The following is a 21,152-nucleotide window of genomic DNA, read 5'->3' as shown; positions in this document are numbered from 1 at the left end:
GTCGAACCCACCGGGCCCGTGCGGCCCACCCGGCTCGTCGGGCCCGTCCGCCCTACCGGCCCCGTGTGGCCCGTCGAGCCCAACGGGCGCGTGCTGCCCGGGCTGACCGTCGGGCACCGTCGGCGCGTCCCCGTACGGGTCGCGGTCCTCGTACGTCTCACCGGGCCCGTACGACGGATACGGCTGCGGTGTCCCGGTGCCCGCGGGCGGCTCCGGCGCGCCCGCGGCCCAGTCGCCACCGCCGGGCGGGCCGCCGTACGGGTCGGGCCAGTGGCCGGTTCCGCCGCCGTACCCGGCGTACGCGTCGTATGGCGGCTGCGCCACAAGGCCCTGGGTATCGCTCACGACGCTCGCTCCACTGATCCGGCCGCTGCTTCGGGCACGGCACCCTAGCGGAGCGAGCGTCACTCACCAAAGTCGTACGACTACTCAGCGTGTCGCCGACGGGCGGGAGCGGACCGCCGGGTCAGTAGCCGAAGGCGCGGGCGGTGTTCGCGGCGAGGGCCTCGCACAGGGTGTCCTCGTCGAGGCCGCGGACGGCGGCCATCGCGCGCACGGTCAGCGGGATCAGGTACGGCGCGTTGGGCCGGCCCCGGTAGGGCGCCGGCGTCAGGTACGGGGCGTCGGTCTCGACGAGGACCAGCTCCAGCGGGGCCACCGCGAGGGCGTCGCGCAGCGGCTGGGCGTTCTTGAAGGTGACCGTCCCCGCGAACGACATGTAGTAGCCGGCGGCCGCGCACTCGCGGGCCATCTCGGCGTCGCCGGAGTAGCAGTGGAAGACCGTCCGCTCCGGGGCGCCCTCCTCGCGCAGGATCCGCAGCACGTCGGCGTGGGCCTCGCGGTCGTGGATGACCAGGGCCTTGCCCTGCCGCTTGGCGATCTCGATGTGGGCGCGGAAGGAGCGCTCCTGGGCGGCCATGCCCTCGGGGCCGGTACGGAAGTAGTCCAGGCCGGTCTCGCCGACGGCGCGGACGTGCTCCAGGGCGGCCAGGGCCTCGATCTCGGCGAGCGCCTCGTCGAGCGCGGCCTCCCCGCCCCCGGCCCGCGCGCCCTGCCGCGACCACCCGTCGGGATCGCCGTGCACGATGCGCGGCGCCTCGTTCGGGTGAAGGGCGACGGCCGCGTGGACGTTGTCGTACGCGGCGGCGGTCTCGGCTGCCCAGCGGGAGCCCTTCACGTCGCAGCCCACCTGCACCACGGTGGTCACGCCGACGGAGGCGGCCTTGCGCAGGGCCTCCTCGACGGTGCCGCCCTGCATGTCCAGGTGGGTGTGCGAGTCGGCCACCGCCACCCGAAGCGGTTCGGGCAGCGGCGGCGGGGCGTCGTGGGAAGCGGGGCTCATACGGCCGATCTTATGACCGGCGCAGCTTCCCCAGCAGGCGGGAGAGGCGTCCGCCGCGCTCCTCGGGGCCGATCGCGACCGGACCCGGCGCGTCGTGCGCGGGGGCGCCCGAACGCGACGTGGGCGTGCGCGGCACGTTCGCACCGGCCGGTACGGGGCCGGCGATCCCGGGCGCGACGGGGTAGTGGTAGATCTGGTCGAGCAGGCCGAGCACCGACTGCACCTGGCCCTCGCGCATGATCCGCACCACGTGCGCGCCGCAGTTGAGGCAGGTCGGGTTGGACAGCGGCGAGGAGACCCGTTCGCCCCCGGCCTTGTAGAGGATGAACGGCTGTCCGCCGGCGTCCGTGTGGTGCTCGATGGCGTACGCCTGCTCCCAGCCGTAGCCGCACCTCATGCACGCGAACGAGTAGGCCTCGTGCACGGTCGGTACCCCCGCGGGAGCCGGCGCGGGCGCGGGGTCCGCGGCGGCCGGGACGGCCGCCGCCGTGACCGGGGTGTCTGCGATCTCACTCATGCCAGCTCCTCTGGTCCGCCGGTGTTCCTACGCCAGTGGACGCCTCAATGGCCGGGAGCGCATCAGGTCCTGTCCAGTATTGGACGGTCCTTGGGGGACTCATTCCCCAAGGCGCCGGTGCGCGGTCTGAGCTTTGCTTTTCAGGTTATCCCTTTACCGTCCTACAGCATCTTTTGTGCCGCATTCTTTGCCGCGACGACCGCGTCGAACACCTCGCGCTTGGGTACGCCGGCCTCGGCCGCGACCGCCGCGATGGCCTCCTTGCGCCGTTCCCCGGCCTCCTCGCGCACCTGCACCCGGCGGACCAGTTCGCCGGCGTCCACGTCGCCGGGGGCGGCCTGCGGGGCGCCCTCGACGACGATGGTGATCTCGCCGCGCACGCCCTCGGCGGCCCAGGCGGCCAGCTCCGCCAGCGGCCCGCGCCGGACCTCCTCGTAGGTCTTGGTCAGCTCGCGGCACACGGCGGCCCGGCGGCCGTCGCCGAAGACCTCGGCCATCGCGGCGAGGGTGTCGTCGAGGCGGTGCGGGGCCTCGAAGTAGACGAGCGTGCGCCGCTCCTGCTCCACCTCGCGCAGCCGGCCCAGCCGCTCGCCGGCCTTGCGCGGCAGGAACCCCTCGAAGCAGAAACGGTCCACCGGCAGTCCGGACAGGGCGAGCGCGGTCAGTACGGCCGACGGCCCGGGCACGGCGGTGACCTTGATGTCCTTCTCGACGCAGGCGGCGACCAGCCGGTAGCCGGGGTCGGAGACCGAGGGCATGCCCGCGTCGGTCACCAGCAGGACGCGGGCGCCGCCCGCCAGCGCCTCGACCAGTTCCGGGGTACGGGCGGACTCGTTGCCCTCGAAGTACGACACGACGCGCCCGGTGGTGTGCACGCCCAGGCCCTGGGTGAGCCGGCGCAGCCGCCGGGTGTCCTCGGCCGCGACCACGTCGGCGCGCTCCAGTTCGGCGGCGAGCCGGGGCGGGGCGTCGGCGAGGTCGCCGATGGGGGTTCCGGCCAGGACGAGGACGCCGGTCGCGGCGGGCTGCACAGTTGTCACCCGCCCATCCTCTCAGCCCCGCGCCCGGTACCGGGGCGCGCGCACAGGTGCGTTCCCTACGATGACCCGGTGACCGTGACCAGTACCGTGACGCTGCCGCCGCCGCACGCGCCCCAACCGACCGCCGACGGGCGGGACGACGTAACGGCCCGGCTGGTGCCGCCGTACGCGAAGCCGTCGGCGAACCTGTGGACGGCGCTGGGGGTTCCGGCCGCCGCGGCCGCCACCGTGAACCGGATCCTGGCGTGGGCGGGGCCGCTGCTGGTGGCGCTGGTCGCCGGAATCCTGCGGTTCTGGCACCTGGGCAGCCCCAAGGCCGTGATATTCGACGAGACGTACTACGCCAAGGACGCCTGGGCCACCATCCGGCGCGGCTACGAGGCGAGCTGGCCCAAGGACATCGACGGCTCCATCATCGCCAACCCGGACGGGGTCGGGCTGCCGGTCGACCCGGGGTACGTGGTGCACCCGCCGGTCGGCAAATGGGTGATCGGGCTCGGCGAGTGGATGTTCGGGTTCACGCCGTTCGGCTGGCGGTTCATGACGGCCGTGCTCGGCACCCTGTCGGTGCTCATGCTGTGCCGGATCGGGCGCCGCCTGTTCCGCTCGACGTTCCTGGGCTGCCTGGCGGGCGCGCTGCTCGCGGTGGACGGCCTGCACCTGGTGATGAGCCGGACGGCGCTGCTGGACCTGGTGCTGATGTTCTTCGTGCTGGCGGCCTTCGGGGCGCTGCTGATCGACCGGGACCGGGCCCGGGCCCGGCTGGCGGCGGCACTGCCGGTGGACGACGAGGGGCGCACCCGCCCGGACGCGACGGTGGCGGAGACCCTGCGGCTGGGCTGGCGCCCGTACCGGATCCTGGCCGGTGTCTGTCTGGGCCTGGCCTTCGGCACGAAGTGGAACGGCCTGGTGGTGCTGGCCTTCTTCGGCATTCTGACGGTGCTGTGGGACGCGGGCGCGCGCCGGACGGCGGGCGCGGGCGCGCCGTACGCGGCGATGCTGCGGCGGGACGCGGTCCCGGCGTTCGTCTCGACGGTGCCGGTGGCCGTCGCGGTGTACCTGGCGTCGTGGACGGGCTGGATCCTCAGCCCCGACAACGGCAAGGGCGGCTACTTCCGCGACTGGGCGGCCAAGCAGGGCGGCGGCCCGTCGGTGGTGCCGGAGTGGCTGCGCAGCCTGTGGCACTACGAGACGGAGGTCTACAAGTTCCACGTGGGCCTGACCTCGGGCCACACCTACGAGTCCAACCCGTGGAGCTGGCTGGTCCTGGGCCGGCCGGTGTCGTACTTCTACGAGTCCCCCGCCCCGGGTACGGACGGCTGCCCGGCCACGGAGGCCGGCAAGTGCGCGCGCGAGGTGCTGGCGCTGGGCACGCCGCTGCTGTGGTGGACGGCGTGCTTCGCGGTGCTGTACGCGCTGTACCGGTGGGCGCTGCGCCGCGACTGGCGTGCGGGCGCGCTCCTGTGCGGCCTGGCCGCGGGCTACCTGCCCTGGTTCAACTACCAGGAGCGGACCATCTTCTACTTCTACGCGGTGGTCTTCGTCCCGTACCTGTGCCTGGCGGTGGCGATGATGATCGGCGCGATGCTGGGCCCGGCGGGCTCCTCCGAACGGCGCCGCGCGATCGGCGCGATCGGCACGGGCGTCCTGGTCCTGCTGATCGTGTGGAACTTCATCTACTTCTGGCCCGTCTACACGGGCCAGACCCTGCCGATGGACTCCTGGCGCAACCGCATGTGGCTGGACACCTGGATCTGATTCCCGCCCGCCCGGCGTCCGTGCGCGCTGGACAGGGGGAGTTGACTGGCTGAACATGTTCAGGCAGCCGTGAGTCGGCTGTGACTCCTGGGGAGGGGACGCATGAACGGGGCAGCCAAGGGCGTCATCGTCGGCGGGGTGTTCCTCGCGATGGTGGGGGGCGCGGCGTACGGGGTGTACACGCTGGTCGGGGACGAGGGCGGGGGCAACGGTGCCGGCGCGGCGCGGGCCTCCGGTCCGCCGACCGACAAGGAGATCGCCGGCACCGCGAAGGAGTTCCTCGCCGCGTGGGCCGCCGGCGACGAGGAGACCGCGGCCGCGCTCACCAACAACACGGCCGCCGCGCGGAGCGCACTGGCCGACTACGAGGCCAAGGCGTACGTCTCGAAGGCCGCGATCACCCCGGGCACGCCGGCCGGCGCCACGGTGCCCTTCACCGTCGCCGCCGAAGTGACGTACGAGGGGGTCACCAAGCCCTTCGCGTACGCCTCCCAGCTGACCGTCGTGCGCGGTGCCACGACCGGCAAGGCGCTGGTGGACTGGCAGCCGGCCGTCCTGCACCCGCAGTTGCAGAAGGACGACAGGCTCCGCGCGGGCGCCCCCGCCGTCCCGCCCGTCAAGGCGGTCGACCGGGAGGGCAAGGAGCTGACGGCGGAGCAGTACCCCTCGCTGCGCCCCATTCTGGACCAGCTGCGCGAGGCGTACGGGCAGAAGGCGGGCGGGAAGCCCGGCGCCGAGCTGTGGATCGAACCGGCCGCTCCCGGCACCCCGCGGCGCACCCTGCTGACCCTCGCGGAGGGCGAGCCGGGGCGGATCGAGACCAGGCTGGACGCCACGGTGCAGGAGGCCGCGGAGAAGGCGGTGGCACGGTTCCCCGAGTCCTCGGTGGTGGCGGTCCGGCCGAGCACGGGCGACATCCTGGCGGTGGCCAACAACCGCAAGGACGGCTTCAACGCCGCCATGCTCGGCACCCGCGCCCCCGGCTCGACGATGAAGATCGTGACCGGGGCGATGCTGCTGGACCGGGGGCTGGTGGCGGCGGACAAGCCCGCCGAATGCCCCAAGACGGTCTCCTGGGACGGCCGGACCTTCCACAACCTGGACGACTTCGAGCTGACGGGCCAGACCTTCGCGACCAGCTTCGCCCGGTCCTGCAACACCGCCTTCATCAAGCAGATCAAGGCCGTCGGCGACAACGGGGCGCTGCCCAGGGAGGCCCGCGAGGTCTTCGGCATCGGGCTGGACTGGAAGACCGGCGTGAAGTCGTGGGACGGCGAGGTCCCCGAGACCTCGGGCGCGGCGGCGGCCGCCGAGTACATCGGCCAGGGCACCATCCGGATGAACCCGCTGAACATCGCCTCGGTCACGGCGACGGCGCGGACCGGTGTCTTCCGCCAGCCGCTGCTGGTGGATCCGGCGCTGGACGGCCGCACGGTCGCGCAGGCCGGGCGCCGGATGAAGCCGGCGGTGTCGGCGCAGCTGGTGACGATGATGCGGCTGACGGCGGCGCCCGGCGGCACCGGCGCCGCCGCGATGGCCTCGGTGGGCGGCGACAAGGGCGCCAAGACCGGCTCGGCGGAGGTCGACGGCGCGGCGGCCCCGGACAGCTGGTTCACCGGGTTCAGCGGGGACGTCGCGGCGGCCGCGATGGTCCAGGGCGGCGGCCACGGCGGCGACGCCGCCGGGCCGGTGGTGGCCCAGGTCCTCAAGGCCGGCTGACCCCACCCGCCCCCGCCACCCCGGCCCCGCCCCCTCCAGCCCCGCCGGCGTTTGAGGCGCAGGGGCCCGGGGGCGGAGCCCCCGATTCCTGAACCCGCACCCACCCAGCCCCGCCGGCGTTTGAGGCGCAGGGTCCGGGGCGGAGCCCCGGTGCGCGGGGCGGGCACGTCAGCCCGGTGGCGCGCCGGGTTCAGCCCGATACGGCGGTCCGCAGTGCGCGGATCAGCGCCTGGGCGCGCGGGTCGGCGGTGACCGACCGGGCCAGCGTGTTGGTGACGTAGCCGAAGCCGATGCCGGCCTCCGGGTCGGCGAAGGCCAGGGAGCCGCCGCGGCCCGGGTGGCCGAAGGAGGCCGGGGAGAGCAGCGGGGACGCCGGGCCGTGGAGCATGTAGCCGGGACCGAAGCGGGTGCCCACGACCAGCACGCGGTCCGGGCCGGCGGCCTCCTCGGCGGCGGCCAGCGCGGTGGTGGCCGGGGTGAACAGCCGGGCGCCGCCGTCCTCGACGTCGCCGAGCGTGGCGGCGTAGAAGCGGGCGAGCGCGCGGGCCGTGCCGATGCCGTTGGAGGCGGGCAGCTCGGCGGCCCGGTAGGCGGCGTCGGACTCGTCGGGCAGCGGGTCGATGGCGCCGAAGGCCCGCCGGGTCAGGGAGGCGGGGTCGGCGTAGGCCTCGGAAACGTTCCTGCGCGGGCGGGTGCGCAGGGCCCCCTCCCGCTGCGGCGGCTCGACCTGTGCCGCGCGGCCCACCCGGTGGGCCTGGCTCTCGGGCAGCCCGATCCAGAAGTCCAGGCCCAGCGGCCCGGTGACCTCGGCGGCGAGCCAGTTGCCGAGGGAGGCGCCGGTCACCCGCAGCACCAGTTCCGACAGCAGCCAGCTGAAGGTCTGCGCGTGGTAGCCGTGCGCGGTGCCGGGCTCCCAGAAGGCCCGCTGCTCGGCGACCGCGCGCGGCCCGGACAGTCCGTCGCCGGCCTCGGCGGCGGTCAGCGGCCGGTCCAGGGCGGGCACCCCGGCCCGGTGCGCGAGCAGATGCCGTACGAGGGCCTTGTCCTTGCCGCCCGCCTTGAACTCCGGCCAGTACGCGGCCACCGGCGCGTCCAGGTCCAGCAGCCCGCGCTGGTGCAGCAGCAGCGGTACGGCGGCCGCGACGCCCTTGGTGGCCGAGCGGACGATCTGCGCGGTGTCCGCGGCCCAGGGCTCGCCGTCCGCCCCGCCCTCGGCGTCCCTGGTTCCGGCCCACAGGTCCACGACCGTGCGCCCGTCGCGGTAGACGGCCACGGCCGCGCCCCGGTCGCCGTGCACCTCGAAGTTGCGCACGAACGCGTCCCTGACGGGCTCGAAGCCCTCCGCCACCGTCCCCTGGACGTCCACGTCCGTACTCCTCGCCCGCTGATCCGCTCCCGGCACCCCTGCGGCGCCGCACGTCAGGATCCAACACGGACCGGCCCGCCCTGCTTCCCGCAGGTGGCCGCGGGGGGGGGGGCCGCCGGGCCTACGGGACGGCGACCGAGCGGGGGTCGAAGCCGAACGGCAGCTCCAGGCGGTGGGCGCCCATCAGGTCCTCGTCGCACAGCAGGTCCTGGGTGCGGCCGTCGGCGGCGATGACGCCCTCGCTGAGGATCACCGAGCGGGGGCACAGCTCCAGCGCGTACGGCAGGTCGTGGGTGACCATCAGCACGGTCACGTCCAGGGACCGCAGGATGTCGGCGAGCTCGCGCCGCGAGGCCGGGTCCAGGTTGGAGGAGGGCTCGTCCAGGACCAGGATCTCCGGCTCCATGGCCAGCACGGTGGCCACGGCCACCCGGCGGCGCTGGCCGAAGGAGAGGTGGTGCGGCGGCCGGTCCGCGTACGCCGCCATGCCCACCCGGTCCAGGGCCGAGTGGACCCGGGCGGCCAGCTCCGCGCCGCGCAGGCCCGCGGCCGCCGGGCCGAAGGCGACGTCCTCGCGGACGGTGGGCATGAACAGCTGGTCGTCGGGGTCCTGGAAGACGATCCCCACCCGGCGCCGGATCTCGGCGAAGTTCCGCTTCTCCACCGGCAGGCCGGCCACCTTCACGGTGCCCACGCCGCCGCCGAGGATGCCGTTGAGGTGCAGGACGAGCGTGGTCTTGCCGGCCCCGTTCGGGCCGAGCAGCGCCACCCGCTCGCCGCGCCCGACGGTCAGGTCCACGCCGAAGAGGGCCTGGTGGCCGTCGGGGTAGGCGAAGGCGAGCCCGGCGACGTCCAGGGAGGGGACGGCCGGGGCGGCGCCGGGGGACACGGCGGAGGATGCCGAGGATGCGGCGGAGGGGGCAGTGGTCACAGCGTCCATCCCATCAGGCAGACGGCGAGCGCCGCCACCGGCAGTACGGCCGCGTACGCCCACTGCGTGCGCGTGGCGGCGGCCTCGTCGAAGACCGGCATCGCGCCGGCGTACCCGCGGCTGACCATCGCGAGGTAGACCCGCTCGCCGCGCTCGTAGGAACGGATGAAGAGGGCGCCGGCGGTCTTGGCCAGCACCCCCCAGTGCCGGATCCCGCGCGCCTCGAAGCCGCGCGAGCGGCGGGCGATCGACATCCGGCGCAGCTCGTCGGTGATCACGTCGCCGTAGCGGATCATGAAGGAGGCGATCTGCACCAGCAGCGGTGGCAGCCCCAGCCGCTGGAGGCCCAGCAGCAGGGCCCGCAGCTCGGTCGTCGAGGCGAGCAGCACCGAGGCGGCCACCCCGAGGGTGCCCTTGGCCAGCACGTTCCAGGCGCCCCACAGCCCCGAGACGCTCAGCGACATCCCGAGGACCTCGACCCGCTCGCCCTCGGCCACGAAGGGCATGAGCAGCGCGAACGCCACGAACGGGATCTCGATCAGGAGCCGGCGCAGCAGGAGGCCGGCCGGGATCCGGGCCACCGCCGCGACGGCCGCGAGCAGGGCGGCGTACGCGGCGAAGGCCCAGACCGCCTCGCGCGGGGTGGAGACGACGACCACGACGAACGCGAGGGTCGCGGCGAGTTTGCAGTGCGGCGGCAGCGCGTGGACGGGCGAGTGCCCGTGCCGGTAGAGGGTGTGGGCGTGGCCGGAGCCCATGTCAGGCCACCGGCTGCCCGGTGGTGACCGGCTCCGCCCGGGCGTCGTCGCGGCGGCGGCGCACGGCCCAGAAGACGCCGGTGCCCACGGCGACGGTCGCCCCCACGCCGATGGCGCCGGCGAGACCGCCGGAGAGGCGCTCGTCGGCGACGTCCTTGACGGCGTAGTCGGCGAGCGGGGAGCCGGCACTGGCGTGCTCGTAGGCGCGCTCGCCCTCGGGCTTCTCCTCGTCCTCCTTCACCTTGGCGTCGATGCCCTGCTCGGCGGCGACCTTCTCCAGGCCGTCGGGGCTGGCGGAGGCGTAGAAGGAGACGATGCCGGCCAGTACCAGGGCGGTGGCCAGGCCGGTGGCCCACAGGGCGGTGACGGGCCGGGCGGTGGCGGGAGCGGCGGCCGGGGCGGCGGCGGGGGCGTCGACGAGTTCGCCGCCGACGCGCAGCTTCAGCGGTGCGGTCAGACCGGCGGCGCCGTGCACCAGGTCGGGGCGTACGGCGAGGACGGCGCCGACGGTGGCGGCGGTGATCGCGGCCTCACCGATGCCGATCAGGACGTGCACGCCGACCATCGCGGTGAGCACCTTGCCCAGCGGCACGTCGGTGGTGCCGCCGACGGCGTACAGGGCGGTGAAGGCCGCGGCGGAGGCGGGTACGGAGACCAGCGCGCCGGCGAATGCGGCCACCGTGACCGAGCGGCGGGTGCCGGGCAGCATCTTGAGCAGGCCGCGGAAGATCGCGTACGCGACGACCACGGTGACCACGCCCATGACGGTGATGTTCACGCCGAGGGCGGTCAGGCCGCCGTCGGCGAAGAGGATGCCCTGCATCAGCAGGACGACCGAGACGCACAGCACACCGGTGAAGGGGCCGACGAGTATCGCGGCCAGGGCGCCGCCCAGCAGGTGTCCGCTGGTACCGGCGGCGACGGGGAAGTTGAGCATCTGCACGGCGAAGATGAACGCGGCGACGAGGCCGGCCAGCGGGGCCGTGCGCTCGTCGAGCTCCTTGCGCGCGCCGCGCAGGCTGACGGCCACCGCCCCGACGGCGGCGGCGCCCGCGGCGATCGAGACGGGTGCGCCGATGAATCCGTCGGGTACATGCATGGGTGGCCGCTCCGCTTCACGAGTGCGCAGGCACTGACAGAATCTTTAACTGTCCAAGAATAATGCCCACCTGCAAACCGTTGGCAAGAGCGGCCGCATCACAAATGAGGGCTCGCACTTTCGTCGGAATATGCGAGGCTGGGGAGCAACAAGTTCAGTTTTGCCCCTGTTTGCACCGCTTCACTGACGCGCTTGATGACGTGAGGAGCCGGTCGATGTCGCTCACTACCGCCGCCGTCGAACAGCGGGTGCGTGCCCGTGTGATCAGCGATGACCCGCTCTTCCGGGCCATCCCCGTGGCCCTGCGGTTCACCGCCGCCGAGCCACTCGCCGTCCGGATCGTCTTCCCGGCGGGGCTGTCGCCCGAGGGCACCGAGAACGAGTGGGTGCTGCCGCGCGCCCTGCTGGAGGCGGGTCTGACGGCCCCGAGCGGCTCCGGGGACGTACGGGTGTGGCCGTGCGGGCGGGTGCAGGCGGTCGTGGAGTTCCACTCCCCCGAGGGCGTCGCGGTCGTGCAGTTCGACAGCGCGGCGCTGCGCCGGTTCCTGCGCCGCACGTACGACCCCGTCACCCGTTAGGCCGTCTCTTCGCGCAAAAGGCCCGGTCCCGCACCGATGAGGGTGCGGGACCGGGCCGTGCCGCCCGCCGCCCGCGGGAGCCGCGGGCGGCAGGCGGCCGCTAGACGAGCACCTTCTCGCGGTCGCCGTCGGCGTCCTTGTCCGGGTCGGTGCCGCGGGCGCCCTCGGGACCCTTGGCGTCCTCGCCGTCCTCCAGGTGCTTGCGCAGGCCCTCGCCCTCGACGTCCACGTTCGGCAGCAGCCGGTCCAGCCACTTCGGCAGCCACCAGGCCTTGTGGCCGAGCAGCGCCAGCACCGCCGGGACGATCGCCATGCGGACGACGAACGCGTCGAAGAGGACGGCGATCGCGAGGCCGAAGCCGATCATCTTGACCATCTGGTCGTCCATGCCGATGAACCCGGCGAACACCGCGATCATGATCACCGCGGCGGCGGTGACCACCCGGGCGCTGTACTGGAAGCCGGTCACGATGGCCTGGCCCGGGCGCTCGCCGTGGACGTACGCCTCGCGCATCCGGGTGACCAGGAAGACCTCGTAGTCCATGGCCAGGCCGAAGACCACGCCCACCATGAAGATCGGCATCATGCTCATGATCGGACCGGGCTGGTCCACGCCGAAGAGCGAGCCGAGCCAGCCCCACTGGTAGACCGCGACGACCGCGCCGAGGGCGGCGACGACCGAGAGCAGGAAGCCGAGGGCCGCCTTGAGCGGGACCAGGACCGAGCGGAAGACCAGCATCAGCAGCAGGAACGCGAGCCCGACCACGAGCGCCAGGTACGGCAGCAGCGCGTCGTTCATCTTCTGCGAGAAGTCGATGTTGATCGCGGTGGCACCGGTGACCATGACGTGCTTGTCGCCGCCGGCGCGGATCTCGTGGACGAGCTCCTCGGTCGCCGCGGAGGACGGGCGGTCGGCCGGGATCACCGTGATGATCGCGGCGTCGCCGGCCTCGTTGAACCGGGGCGGCATGACCACCGGGTTGCCGTCGGGGCCCTTGGCGACGCCGTCCAGCTTGGTGAGGCGGTCGAAGGTCCGGTCGGCGAGCGCCTTGTCGCCGTCCACGACCACCAGCAGCGGGCCGTTGAAGCCCGGGCCGAAGCCGTCGGAGAGCAGGTCGTACGCCTTGCGCTGGCTGGAGGAGACCGGCTTGGCGCCGTCGTCCGGCAGGCCCATCTCCAGCTTGCCCGCCGGGATCGCCACCGCGCCGAGGCCGATCACACCGGCCAGCAGGACGAGCACCGGGCGGCGCAGCACGAACCGGGCCCAGCGGGTGCCGCCGTTGGGCTTGGCCGCCCGGTCGGCCGGCTTGTCCTTGCCGCCGCCGAAGAGCTTGCTCTTCGTACCGGCGGGCAGCACCTTCCTGCCCGCGAAGCCGAGGATGGCCGGGACCAGGGTGAGCGCGACGAGGACGGCGATGACCACCGTGCCGGCGGCCGCCACACCCATCTTGGTCAGCATCGGGATGTTGACGACGGCCAGGCCCACCAGGGCGATGACCACGGTCAGACCCGCGAACACGACTGCGGAGCCAGCGGTTCCGGCGGCCCGGCCGGCCGCCTCGTCGCGCTCCAGGCCCTCGGCCAGCTCGGCCCGGTAGCGGGAGACGATGAACAGCGCGTAGTCGATGCCGACCGCGAGGCCGATCATCATCGCGAGGATGGAGGTGGTGGTGCCCAGGTCCAGCACGCTGGCGAGCGCGGTGATGGAGGAGACGCCGATGCCGACGCCGATGAGCGCGGTGAGCAGCGGCAGCCCGGCCGCCACGAGCGAACCGAAGGTGATGACCAGCACGATCGCGGCGACGACGATGCCGATGATCTCGCTGGAGCCGGTCTTGGGCGCCTCCATGAGCGCGTCGCCGCCGATCTCGACCTGCGGGGCGCCCTCGCCGAGGTCCTTGCCGACGTTCGTGAGCGCGTCGCGCGAGGCGTCGGTCAGCTCCATGCCGCTGACCTTGTACGTGGCGGTGACGTAGGCGATGGAGCCGTCGTGGCTGATGGCCTGCACCTGGTAGGGGTCGGTGACCGAGGCGATCTGGTCCTTGCCCGGGCCGTCCTTCAGACCGGTGACGATCTTCTCGACCTGGGACTTCACACCGGGGTCGTTGACCGATCCGCCGGCCGGGGCCTTGATGACGATCCGGGCCGTGGCGCCGTCGGCGCTCTGGCCGGGGAAGCGCTCGTCGAGCATGTCGAAGGCCCGCTGGGCCTCCGTACCGGGTATCGAGAACGAGCCGGAGCTGGGGGCGGCGGCCGTCGCCGCGCCGAAGCCGGCGAGGGCGAGCAGCGCCACCCAGAGGAGGGCGACGAGGCGCCGGCGCCGGAAGGAGCCCTTGCCCAGTCGGTAGAGGAAGGTAGCCACGTCGGTGGTTCTCCCGTTCGGGTCGTGGGATGGATGGGCACGCCACGAGGGCGTGGTGAGCCGGCCCGACGACGAGAGCGGTGCGTGTCAGGAGCAGCGGGGAAGGGTGGGTACGGGAGTGCGGGATCAGACGCCGAGGGCGGGGAACACCACGGCGTCGCAGAACTGGCCGAGGAACTCCCGGTCCACAGGCCGGTCCTCGATCAGCGGGAGGGCGATGAACGCCCCGATGAGCATGTGCGGCACGAAGTCCAGGGCCTTGCAGTCCGGGGCGATCTCGCCCCGGTCCACGCCCCGTCGGAGCATGGCCTGGAGGCCGGTGATCTCCGGGTCGACCAGGAGGTCCCGCAGCGCCTTGTGGAGCTCCGGGCTCTCGTGGACGGCGTGGGCCAGGCCCCGCAGGAGGGCCGTGTCCTTGGCCATCTGGGCATCGTCGGAGTGCTGGATCATCACCGCGAAGTCACCGCGGACGGTGCCCGTGTCGATGTCCGCCAGCGCCACCGGCTGGGTGCACCGCAGCGCCCTGGCCACCAGCTCCGGCTTGCTCCCCCACTGGCGGTAGAGGGTCGCCTTGCTGGACTTGGTGCGTGCCGCGACCGCGTCCATGGTCAACGCGTCGTAGCCGACCTCGCGCAGCAGGTCCAGGACCGCCTCGTGCAGCTCGGCCTGCCGCTCGGGGGTGATCCGGCTGCGCCGTGACGCCGTCGCCTCTTCGGCCATCTCCGCATCCCCTCTCCGAACGAAACCGTTTCGTACACCTACGACGATACCCCGACCCCCATCGAAACGAAACCGTTCCGTTTCGATGGGGCAGTGGCGTGCGTCACGACCCGCCGGATCCGACTGGTTCACCTGTACGAGTTGCCGGGCCCCCTCGGCGCGGAAAGCATTGGGGGGTGAGTCACGACGTCGCGTACCTCCGCTTCCCGCACCTGCACGACGACCTCCTGTGCTTCGCCACCGAGGACGACCTCTGGATCGCCCCCCTGGTCGGCGAGGGCGAGACCCCCGGCCGGGCCTGGCGGCTCACCGTCGACCGGACCCGGGTGGGCCACCCCCGGTTCTCCCCCGACGGCAGCCGGATCGCCTTCACCACCTGGCGCAGCCTCGACCCCGAGATCCACCTGGTGCCGGTGGCCGGCGGCCCCGCCCACCGCCTGACCTACTGGGGGTCCACCGACACCCGGGTCTGCGGCTGGACCCCGCCCGACAAGGACGGCCGCAGCGACATCCTGGCCGTCTCCTCGCACGGCCAGCCCTTCTCCTACTTCGCCTGGGCCTACAGCCTGCCCACCGACGGCAGCCCCGGCGGAAAGCTGCCCTGGGGCCCGGTCTCCGACATCGCCGTCCACGAGGACGCACCCGGCCCGGACGGCACCTGCGAGCGGCGCACCCTGCTGCTCACCGGCAAGCCGCCCCACGAGCCCGCCGCCTGGAAGCGCTACCGCGGCGGGGCCACCGGCCGGCTGTGGCTGCACGGCGAACGGCTGCTGCCCGACCTCGGCGGGCACCTGGACTCGCCGATGTTCGTCGACGGGCGCATCGCCTTCCTCTCCGACCACGAGGGCACCGGCAACCTCTACTCCTGCCTGCCCGACGGCAGCGACCTGCGCCGCCACACCGACCACGACGAGTTCTACGCCCGGCACGCCTCCAGCGACGGCCGGCGCGTGGTCTACCAGTGCGCGGGCGAGCTCTGGCTGGTGGACTCCCTCGCCCCCGACGCGGGCCCGCGCAAGCTGGCGGTCCGGCTGGGCGGCCCCCGCACGGGCCGGCGGATCTACCAGGTGCCGGCCGCCAGCAACGTCGACGCGCTGTCCGTGGACGCCACCGGCCGGGCCAGCGCGGTCACCGTGCGCGGCAGCCTGTACTGGCTCACCCACCGCGACGGGCCCGCCCGCACCATCGCCGACACCCCCGGCGTACGGGTCCGCCTGCCCGAGATGCTCGGCACCGGCGGGCAGGTCGCGTACGTCACCGACGCCGAGGGCGAGGACGCCGTCGAGATCGCCTACCTGCCGCGCGCCTCCGGCGACCGCGAGCCGCGCCGGCTGGCCTCCGGCGCCCTGGGGCGCGTCCTGGAACTGGTCGCCGACCCCGACGGGGAGCGCCTCGCGATCGCCTCCAACGACGGGCGGCTGCTGCTGCTCGACGCCACCGAGGAATCCGCAGGGGAGGTGACCGAGCTGATCCGGTCCCTCAACGGACCGGTGACCGACCTCGCCTTCTCCCCCGACGGCGCCTGGCTGACCTGGTCGCACCCGGGCATCGGCCGCTCCCTGCGGCAGATCAAGATGGCCCGGATCTCCGGCCCCGGCGGGCGCACGATCGTGGACGTCACCAACGGCCGCTTCGAGGACGAGAACCCGGTGTTCACCCGGGACGGCCGCTACCTCGCCTTCCTGTCCTGGCGCGGCTTCGACCCGGTGTACGACGTCCACACCGGCGACCTGTCCTTCCCGCTGGGCTGCCGCCCGTACCTGGTGCCGCTGTCCTCGGCGACCCCGTCCCCCTTCGCGCTCTCCCCCGACGGCCGGCCCGCGGCCGGCGGCCTCGACCCGGCCGAGGGGGACTCGGGAGACGGCACCGTCACGGTCGAGGTGGAGGGACTGGAGAACCGGGTGCACCCCTTCCCGGTGACCGCGTCGAAGTACTCGGCCCTGCAACCGGTCAGCGGCGGCGGCCTGGTGTGGCTGCGCTGGCCCATCTCGGGCGCCCTCGGCGAGACCTTCGCCAACCCCGCGCACACCAGCGGCAAGCCCACGCTGGAGCACTTCGACATCACCAAGGCCCGCAAGGCCGAACTCGCCTCCGACCTGGACTGGTTCGCGGTCAGCGGCGACGGCACCCGGCTGGTCCTCAACGAGGACGGCGACCTGCGTGCCGTACCGGCCACCGAGTCGGGCGACGGGGACTCCACCGTCTACCTCGACCTGCGGCGGATCCTGCACGAGGTGGACCCGGCCGCCGAGTGGCGCCAGGCCTTCGAGGAGGCCGGGCGGATCATCCGGGCGTTCTTCTGGGAGCCGAACATGTGCGGCATCGACTGGGACGGCGTGCTGCGCCAGTACCGTCCCCTGGTCGAACGGGTGGCCTCCCCCGACGAGTTCGCCGACCTGCTGCGCGAGGTCCTCGGCGAGCTGGGCACCTCGCACGCGTACGTCTCCCCCGCCCGCCGCAACGAGGGCCCCCCGCACTACCAGCGGGCCATCGGCCTGCTCGGCGCCAACCTGGTGTGCCGCGACGGCGCCTGGATGGTCCGGCGGATCCTGCCGGGCGACTCCTCCGACTCCAAGGCCCGCTCGCCGCTGGCCGGCACGGGCATCCGCGAGGGGGCGGTCCTCACCCATGTCGACGGCCGCCCGGTGGACCCGGTGACCGGGCCCTTCCCGCTGCTGTCGGCGGCCGGCGGCACCACCGTCGAGCTGACCTTCCGGCCCGCCGAGAGCGAGGCCGGGGGCGACGGCGAGGGTGAGGGCGAGGGCGAGGGCGGCGCCGAGGGCGGCGGCGTGGCGCGCCGGGTGGCGCTGGTGCCGCTCGTCGACGAGCGGCCGCTGCGCTACCAGGACTGGGTGGCCAAGCGGCGCGCGGTGGTGCGCGAGCTCAGCGGCGGCAAGTGCGGCTACCTGCACATCCCCGACATGGGCGGCTCGGGCTGGGCCCAGTTCAACCGCGACCTGCGGATGGAGATGTCCCGGCCGGCGCTGCTGGTCGACGTACGCGGCAACGCGGGCGGGCACATCAGCGAGCTGGTGGTGGAGAAACTGACCCGCAAGATCCTGGGCTGGGACCTCACCCGGGACGCCCAGCCGGTCAGTTACGCCTCCAACGCGCCGCGCGGCCCGGTCGTGGCCCTGGCCGACGAGGCGACGTCCTCGGACGGTGACATGATCACCGCCGCCTTCAAGCTGCTGGGCCTGGGCCCGGTGGTCGGCCAGCGCACCTGGGGAGGGGTGGTCGGCATGACCGGCCGGCACACCCTCGGTGACGGCACGGTGATCACGGTGCCGATGAACGCGGCCTGGTTCCCCGAGTACGGCTGGTCGGTGGAGAACCACGGCGTCGAGCCGGACCTGGCGATGCTGCGCACCCCGCTCGACTGGGCGGAGGGGCGGTACGCGCAGCTCGACGACGCCGTGCACCTGGCGCTGGAGCTGCTGGAGCGGCACCCGGCGGCGGACCCGCCCGGCTACGCGGACGTACCGGACCGGCGCCGCCCGAAACTGCCGCCGCGCACGACGTGACGCGGCCGGCCGGGAACGGCCGGGGGCGCGGCTCGATGGGCCGCGCCCCCGTCACGTCACCCGCGCCGCGTCCGCGCGGCCTGTTCGTCGGCGGCTCCCCCGGCGCCCACCAGCCCCTTGGAGACACTGCCCAGCCGCGGCTCGAAGCGCCTCATCTCCCGCTGCCCGACCGCCGCGATGATCCCCGGCAGATAGCCGCGGGTGCCCTGCATGCCCCGCAGCCACCACTGGGCGTACACGTGCGCCGAGCGCCGCTCGATGCCGGCGACGATCCGGTCCACGGCCGGCCCCAGCGGGTACGTCCGGTTCGACGGCCACGGCAGCCGCTGGCGCAGCTCCCGCATCACGTCGTCCTGGTCGGCGCCGCGCACCATGTCGGTGTCGGTCCACGACAGGTAGCCGACCCCGACCCGTACGCCCTTGTGACCGACCTCGGCGCGCAGGCTGTGCGCGAAGGCCTCGACGCCCGACTTGGAGGCGCAGTACGCCGTCATCATCGGCGCCGGGGTGATCGCGGCGAGCGAGGCGATCTGGAGGAAGTAGCCCCGGCTCCGGGTCACGGCGGGCAGGAAGGCCCGCGCGGTGACCGCGCTGCCGATCAGGTTGACCTCGATGACGCGCCGCCAGGCCTGCGGGTCGGAGTCGGTGAACGGCCCGCCCGCGGCGACACCGGCGTTGGCGACGACGATGTCCACCTTGCCGAAGCGCTCCTCGACCTCCGCGGCGACGGCGGCCATGGCCTCGTGGTCGGTGACGTCGGCGTACCAGGACTCGCAGTCGGTGTGCAGCCGCCCGGCGACCTCCTTGAGCGCCTCGGGCTCCAGCCCCACCAGCGCGATCCGCGCACCGCGCGCGGACAGTTTGCGGGCCAGCAGCTCGCCGACCCCGCGGGCCGCGCCGGTGACGACGGCGACCTGTCCCTGAAGATTCCCGCGACCGCTGCTCACGCGCTCTTCTCCTTCGCTCCGGCCAGCCGGCGTATGACGTGGGTGACGGCTTCGGGGGCCTCGACGGGCGTCATGTGGCCCACCCCCGTCAGCTCGGTGAGTCCGGTGCAGTTCGGCAGGGCGGCCGCGAGTCCCCGGGCGTGCCCGATCGGGGTGAGCCGGTCGGCGGTCCCGCCGACGACGGCCGTGGGCACGGTCAGGAGCGTGAGGTTGCGCTCCAGGTCCAGCCCGGCCAGTACCCGCGACCACTGGTGGCGCACCGCGGTGGGGCAGGCGTGCACGATCCGCGCGCACGCCTCGACCTTCTCGGGCGCCGAACCCGGGGCCATGGTGGCGTACTTCAGCACCTTCTTGCCGAGGGGGGTGACCGGCCCGAGCGGCAACCGGCTGCCCAGGACGGCCCTGGTGATACGGGTCCGGGCCGGTCCGGCGCGCAGCGGCACCACCAGGGCCTCCTCGACCAGGCGCGCCGGGCCGGTGCTGCACAGCAGCGCGGCCGAGGCGTGCGCGGCGAACTCGGGCCGCCCGGCGGCCGCCATGATCGTCATCCCGCCCATGGAGTGCCCGCCGACGACGGCCTTCTCGCCCTCGCCGAGGGTGGCGCGCAGGACGGCGACGAGGTCGTCGGCGAGGGCGGTCGTGCTGTACTCGCGGGCCGCCGGGCTGCGGCCGTGACCGCGCTGGTCGTAGACGACGACCCGGTGGTCGGCGGCCAGTGCCCGGACCTGGGCGGCCCAGAAGGCGGTGGAGCAGGTCCAGCCGTGCGCCAGCACCACGGCGGGCGCGCCGTCCTCGCCGTGCACCTCGACGTGCAGCCGCGCCCCGTCGGCGGAGACGGCGACCAGCTCGCGGCGGGCGGCGGGCGGCGCGTACGGGCCGCTCGTCACGTGCGTCAGCCGGCTCACCGCCCGGCCTCCCCGGCGGCGGGCGCGGCGGCGGGCACGGAGGCGGGCGCGGCGGGGGCCGCCGCGGGGACGGCCACCGGGACGGCGGGGGCCGCCGCCGTCTCCCGGATGCGCAGCACCTCGTACTCCGCCATGTCGACGGAGCGCGTCTCGCGCCGGAACTCCCCCGTGGTGCCCGGCCAGACGGTGGTGTTGCGGCCGTTCGCGTCCAGGTACCAGCTGGTGCAGCCGCCGGTGTTCCACACGGTCCGCTGCATCCGGTCCTGGACCCGGCGGTTCCAGGCGTGCACGGCCGAGGGCCGGGCCGCGAGGGCCGAGCGGCCGCCGAGGACGCCCAGCTGGCGCACGTAGTCGGCCATGTAGTTCAGCTGCGACTCGATCATCAGGATCATGGAGCTGTTGCCGAGCCCGGTGTTCGGGCCGATGATCGTCATCCAGTTCGGGAAGCCCGCCGCCGTCGCCCCGCGCAGCGACTGCATGCCGTCCTTCCACGCCTCCGCCAGGGTCGTGCCCTCGGCCCCGACCACCCGGTCGGCGATCGGCAGGTCCGTGACGTGGAAGCCCGTACCGAAGACGATCGCGTCGACCTCGGTCTCCGTCCCGTCGGCGGCGACCAGCACCGAGCCCCGGATCTCCTTCAGCCCGGAGGCGACCACGTCCACGTTGGGGCGGGCCAGGGCCGGGTAGTAGTCGCTGGAGAGCAGGATCCGCTTGCAGCCGATCCGGTACGACGGCGTCAGGCCGGCCCGCAGCTGCGGGTCCTTGATCGCCCGCGCCATGTTGGCCTTGGCCAGCGACTCGATCAGGCCCAGCTGGTTCGGCCGCTTGGTGAACGCGCTCACCTGGAGCTCCCGGATCCCCCACAGCAGGCCGCGGCGCGCGGCGCGGGTGAAGGGGAGCTGCCGGTGCAGCCAGCGCTCCAGCCCGCTGATCGCCCGGTCGGTGCGCGGCAGGACCCACGGCGCGGTCCGCTGGAACAGCGTCAGGTGCGCCACGTCGGGGGCGATGGCCGGCACGATCTGGATGGCCGAGGCGCCCGTACCGATCATGGCGACCCGCTTGCCGCGCAGGTCGTAGTCGTGGTCCCAGCGGGCGGAGTGGAAGACCTTGCCGGGGAACTCCGCGAGCCCGGGCACCTCCGGCATCCTGGGGTCCGACAGCGGCCCGGTGGCGGAGACGACCACGTCGGCGGTGAAGTCCCCGCCGCTGGTCTCGATCTCCCAGCGCAGCTCAGCCGCGTCCCAGCGCATCATCCGGACCTCGTGGTTCAGCCGGATGTGCGGGCGCAGCCCGAAGGTGTCGGCGACGTGCTCCAGGTAGGCCCGGATGTGGGGCTGCCCGGAGAAGGTGCGGGGCCAGTCCGGGTTGGGCGCGAACGAGAACGAATACAGGTGGGAGGGGACGTCGCAGGCGCACCCGGGATAACTGTTGTCCCGCCAGGTGCCGCCCACCGAGTCCGCCCGCTCCAGCACCACGAAGTCGGTGACGCCCTCGCGGCGCAGCCGGACCGCCGCCCCCAGTCCGCCGAATCCGGATCCGACCACCGCCACGCGCACATGCTCGCCCACGCCCGCCGCCCTTCACAG

At 73.9% G+C, this 21,152-nt stretch carries 16 protein-coding genes; 4 read left to right on the top strand and 12 right to left on the bottom strand.

Features of this window, described 5'->3' with window-relative positions:
* Positions 1–466 precede the first annotated feature (466 nt).
* The 3 genes from ACZ6KO_RS25065 to rsmI all read right to left on the bottom strand — a co-directional run bounded on the left by ACZ6KO_RS25065 (position 467) and on the right by rsmI (position 2,899).
* Positions 467–1,342, bottom strand: coding sequence for a TatD family hydrolase (locus tag ACZ6KO_RS25065; RefSeq protein ID WP_469306236.1), 876 nt, complete (start codon positions 1,340–1,342; stop codon positions 467–469).
* A gap of 10 nt (positions 1,343–1,352) precedes the next feature.
* Positions 1,353–1,859, bottom strand: a complete 507-nt coding sequence (locus ACZ6KO_RS25060; RefSeq protein ID WP_469306235.1) for a hypothetical protein — start codon at positions 1,857–1,859, stop codon at positions 1,353–1,355.
* A gap of 161 nt (positions 1,860–2,020) precedes the next feature.
* Positions 2,021–2,899, bottom strand: coding sequence for a 16S rRNA (cytidine(1402)-2'-O)-methyltransferase (gene rsmI / locus ACZ6KO_RS25055; RefSeq protein ID WP_469306234.1), 879 nt, complete (start codon positions 2,897–2,899; stop codon positions 2,021–2,023).
* A gap of 93 nt (positions 2,900–2,992) precedes the next feature.
* On the opposite strand from rsmI, the gene ACZ6KO_RS25050 reads away from it, so the two are divergent.
* Together ACZ6KO_RS25050 and ACZ6KO_RS25045 are read left to right on the top strand one after the other, a co-directional pair.
* A complete protein-coding gene (locus ACZ6KO_RS25050; protein WP_469306355.1) occupies positions 2,993–4,657 on the top strand; it encodes a dolichyl-phosphate-mannose--protein mannosyltransferase in 1,665 nt (554 codons plus the stop codon).
* 102 nt (positions 4,658–4,759) lie between these two features.
* Positions 4,760–6,376, top strand: a complete 1,617-nt coding sequence (locus tag ACZ6KO_RS25045; protein ID WP_469306233.1) for a penicillin-binding transpeptidase domain-containing protein — start codon at positions 4,760–4,762, stop codon at positions 6,374–6,376.
* Positions 6,377–6,566: 190 nt separating this feature from the next.
* Here ACZ6KO_RS25045 and ACZ6KO_RS25040 read toward each other — a convergent pair whose 3' ends face one another.
* The 4 genes from ACZ6KO_RS25040 to ACZ6KO_RS25025 form a co-directional block, all read right to left on the bottom strand.
* A complete protein-coding gene (locus ACZ6KO_RS25040) occupies positions 6,567–7,742 on the bottom strand; it encodes a serine hydrolase domain-containing protein (RefSeq protein ID WP_469306232.1) in 1,176 nt (391 codons plus the stop codon).
* A 121-nt stretch (positions 7,743–7,863) separates the two neighbouring features.
* Positions 7,864–8,682: an energy-coupling factor ABC transporter ATP-binding protein gene (locus ACZ6KO_RS25035; protein WP_469306231.1), complete on the bottom strand. Its 819-nt coding sequence runs from the start codon at positions 8,680–8,682 to the stop codon at positions 7,864–7,866.
* Positions 8,670–9,431 carry a cobalt ECF transporter T component CbiQ gene (cbiQ, locus tag ACZ6KO_RS25030; protein ID WP_469306230.1) on the bottom strand — a complete coding sequence of 254 codons (762 nt, stop codon included), beginning with the start codon at positions 9,429–9,431 and terminating at the stop codon, positions 8,670–8,672. The genes ACZ6KO_RS25035 and cbiQ overlap by 13 nt, the downstream gene beginning before the upstream one ends.
* A gap of 1 nt (position 9,432) precedes the next feature.
* Positions 9,433–10,530, bottom strand: coding sequence for an energy-coupling factor ABC transporter permease (locus ACZ6KO_RS25025; RefSeq protein WP_469306229.1), 1,098 nt, complete (start codon positions 10,528–10,530; stop codon positions 9,433–9,435).
* Positions 10,531–10,745: 215 nt separating this feature from the next.
* Between ACZ6KO_RS25025 and ACZ6KO_RS25020 the strand changes: the two genes are divergently transcribed.
* Entirely contained in the window at positions 10,746–11,108 is a 363-nt protein-coding gene (locus tag ACZ6KO_RS25020; RefSeq protein WP_469306228.1) for an SsgA family sporulation/cell division regulator, read from the top strand.
* Positions 11,109–11,208: 100 nt separating this feature from the next.
* On the opposite strand, the gene ACZ6KO_RS25015 is transcribed toward ACZ6KO_RS25020, so the two are convergent.
* On the bottom strand, positions 11,209–13,470 hold the full coding sequence (locus ACZ6KO_RS25015; RefSeq protein ID WP_469306227.1) for an MMPL family transporter: 2,262 nt from the start codon (positions 13,468–13,470) through the stop codon (positions 11,209–11,211).
* A gap of 126 nt (positions 13,471–13,596) precedes the next feature.
* Positions 13,597–14,190 (bottom strand): TetR/AcrR family transcriptional regulator, encoded by a 594-nt coding sequence (locus ACZ6KO_RS25010; RefSeq protein ID WP_469306226.1) that lies wholly within the window; start codon positions 14,188–14,190, stop codon positions 13,597–13,599.
* 176 nt (positions 14,191–14,366) lie between these two features.
* Between ACZ6KO_RS25010 and ACZ6KO_RS25005 the strand changes: the two genes are divergently transcribed.
* The gene (locus ACZ6KO_RS25005; RefSeq protein ID WP_469306225.1) at positions 14,367–17,714 is read left to right on the top strand and encodes a S41 family peptidase; all 3,348 of its coding nucleotides are present in this window, start codon (positions 14,367–14,369) and stop codon (positions 17,712–17,714) included.
* A gap of 56 nt (positions 17,715–17,770) precedes the next feature.
* Here ACZ6KO_RS25005 and ACZ6KO_RS25000 read toward each other — a convergent pair whose 3' ends face one another.
* Genes ACZ6KO_RS25000 through ACZ6KO_RS24990 form a run of 3 tightly spaced genes read right to left on the bottom strand, consistent with a single transcriptional unit; the run spans position 17,771 to position 21,134 of the window.
* Positions 17,771–18,661 carry an SDR family oxidoreductase gene (locus ACZ6KO_RS25000; RefSeq protein WP_469306224.1) on the bottom strand — a complete coding sequence of 297 codons (891 nt, stop codon included), beginning with the start codon at positions 18,659–18,661 and terminating at the stop codon, positions 17,771–17,773.
* Positions 18,658–19,566 carry an alpha/beta fold hydrolase gene (locus ACZ6KO_RS24995; RefSeq protein WP_469306223.1) on the bottom strand — a complete coding sequence of 303 codons (909 nt, stop codon included), beginning with the start codon at positions 19,564–19,566 and terminating at the stop codon, positions 18,658–18,660. The genes ACZ6KO_RS25000 and ACZ6KO_RS24995 overlap by 4 nt, the downstream gene beginning before the upstream one ends.
* Entirely contained in the window at positions 19,563–21,134 is a 1,572-nt protein-coding gene (locus ACZ6KO_RS24990; protein WP_469306222.1) for a flavin-containing monooxygenase, read from the bottom strand. The genes ACZ6KO_RS24995 and ACZ6KO_RS24990 overlap by 4 nt, the downstream gene beginning before the upstream one ends.
* Positions 21,135–21,152: the final 18 nt, after the last annotated feature.

Source organism: Streptomyces sp. NPDC042102 (assembly GCF_055582305.1).
The sequence above is the reverse complement of the archived record's forward strand: the minus strand, read 5'-3'. Positions and strand labels throughout refer to the sequence as shown.

Coding starts and splice junctions, on each gene's coding strand:
- ACZ6KO_RS25065 (WP_469306236.1), bottom strand. CDS start 1,342: ATGAGCCCCGCTTCCCACGACGCCCCGCCGCCGCTGCCCGAACCGCTT.
- ACZ6KO_RS25060 (WP_469306235.1), bottom strand. CDS start 1,859: ATGAGTGAGATCGCAGACACCCCGGTCACGGCGGCGGCCGTCCCGGCC.
- ACZ6KO_RS25045 (WP_469306233.1), top strand. CDS start 4,760: ATGAACGGGGCAGCCAAGGGCGTCATCGTCGGCGGGGTGTTCCTCGCG.
- ACZ6KO_RS25035 (WP_469306231.1), bottom strand. CDS start 8,682: ATGGACGCTGTGACCACTGCCCCCTCCGCCGCATCCTCGGCATCCTCC.
- cbiQ (WP_469306230.1), bottom strand. CDS start 9,431: ATGGGCTCCGGCCACGCCCACACCCTCTACCGGCACGGGCACTCGCCC.
- ACZ6KO_RS25025 (WP_469306229.1), bottom strand. CDS start 10,530: ATGCATGTACCCGACGGATTCATCGGCGCACCCGTCTCGATCGCCGCG.
- ACZ6KO_RS25020 (WP_469306228.1), top strand. CDS start 10,746: ATGTCGCTCACTACCGCCGCCGTCGAACAGCGGGTGCGTGCCCGTGTG.
- ACZ6KO_RS25010 (WP_469306226.1), bottom strand. CDS start 14,190: ATGGCCGAAGAGGCGACGGCGTCACGGCGCAGCCGGATCACCCCCGAG.